General features: G+C 73.8%; 1 protein-coding gene. It reads right to left on the bottom strand.

The genetic code is table 11. From position 1 onward, the window contains the following. Positions 1-284: 284 nt before the first annotated feature. On the bottom strand, positions 285-1,478 hold the full coding sequence (locus tag ACK4LS_RS14660) for an NAD(P)/FAD-dependent oxidoreductase (RefSeq protein WP_409718844.1): 1,194 nt from the start codon (positions 1,476-1,478) through the stop codon (positions 285-287). Positions 1,479-1,639 lie beyond the last annotated feature (161 nt).

The raw sequence follows: 1,639 nt of genomic DNA, 5'->3' as shown, positions 1-1,639 counted from the left end.
GGTCGGGGCGGGCGGGCCGGGCAGGGCGGAACGGACGTGCCGGGACGGCCGGCCGGGGCGGGCAGGGCGGAACGGGCTCGCCGGGCCGGCCGGCCGGGGCGGGCAGGCCGGAAGGGGCGTGCCGGGCTCCGGATACTTCGACGGCTCGGACCGCGAACGCCGCCGAATCCGGCCACCCGACACAGAATCTCCGGAGCCCGGCACGCCCGACGCCGATCACACCGAGCGGCCGAGCAGCCCGACGTCGATCACACCGGGCGGCCGAGCAGCCCGGCGCCCGCGCGTCAGCGGATGCGGCCCACCAGGTCGTCGCGCGTGAGGGTGTCGGCCTCGGCCAGCACCGCGCGGGCGGCATCCCGGGCGTCTTCGACGTTCCACAGCAGCACGCCCACGACGCGGTCGTCGTCGAGGTAGTAAACGACGCCGTGTTCGGTGTCGCGCCAGTCCTCGACGGTCTCGAGCGAGGAGTCGAGCGTTCCGACGGCCTCGTACCGGATGCCGAAGACCGCGGAGTAGTAGTACGGCGTGTGCGTGTACGGCTCGGCGGCGCCGGCGAGGTTGCGCCCGGCCGCCTTGCCCTGCTCGTTGGCGTTGTCGACGTGCTCGACGCGGCGGCGTCCGAGCAGGCGGTCGGGGTAGCTGGCGACGTCGCCCGCGGCGTAGACGTCGTCGACCGAGGCGCGCAGCTGCGCGTCGACGACGATGCCGTCGTCGACCGTGAGACCGGCGTGCTCCGCCAGGTCGGTGGCGACCTCGATGCCCAGGCCGCTCACGACCGCGTCGGCGCGCACCTCGTCGCCGTTCTCGAGCCGCAGCGTCACGCCGTCGGCATCCGCTCGGCCGCTCTCGACCTTCGAACCGGCGACGATCTCGACGCCCGCGTCGCGGAAGAGCTTCTCGAAGCGCTCGGCGAGGGCGGCGGGGAACACCGCGTCGCCGAGCACGGCACCGGTGTGGATGAGCACCGTGTCGACGTCGTTCTGCACGAGCGCCGCGGCCAGCTCGGAGCCGATGTACCCGCCGCCGACGACCGCGATGCGATCGACGTCCTCGGCGAGGGAGCGCAGTCGCCGGTAGTCCTCGGCGGTGCGGAACGACAGCGCCCGCTCGCCCTCGGAGTGGTCGTCGATGGGCAGGGCGATCGGCTTGCCGCCGGTGGCCACGAGCAGCTTCGCGTACGAGAACGTCTCGCCGTCGGCATCCACTTCGTGCGCGTCGGGCCGGAGGGCCGTGGCGCGCGTGCGCAGGCGCACCTCGGCACCGGTGTCGGCGGCGGTGCCCAGCGGCACCTTGTCCCACGTGAACTCGTCGTCGGTCCACAGCTTCTTGCTGAGGGCGGGCCGCGTGTAGGGCTCGTCGACGTCGTCGCTCAGGATGCCGATCGAGCCGTCGGAGTCGATCTCGCGGATGCCGCGCGCGGCGGTGTCGGCGACCATCCCGCCGCCGACGATGAGGTAGTCGAAGTGTGTGGTGGTCATGCGCCCAGGTTCGCCGCCGTGGGTGACCGCGGCGGACGGGTTGCGGGTGCGCGCGGCATCCGGTAGCGCCCCCCCGGGGATGACCCACCGCGGGCGACGGTCGGGCTCGCGAGCCGACCCAGGGGCCGTCGAGTGTCCGAAACACCCGGACGAATCCCTCA

It is taken from the genome of Microbacterium sp. (assembly GCF_046295495.1).
Lineage (GTDB): Bacteria > Actinomycetota > Actinomycetes > Actinomycetales > Microbacteriaceae > Microbacterium.
The sequence above is the reverse complement of the archived record's forward strand: the minus strand, read 5'-3'. Positions and strand labels throughout refer to the sequence as shown.

What these genes read in the sequence shown, in the direction of transcription:
- ACK4LS_RS14660 (WP_409718844.1), bottom strand. Translation starts at nt 1,478, where the DNA reads ATGACCACCACACACTTCGACTACCTCATCGTCGGCGGCGGGATGGTC.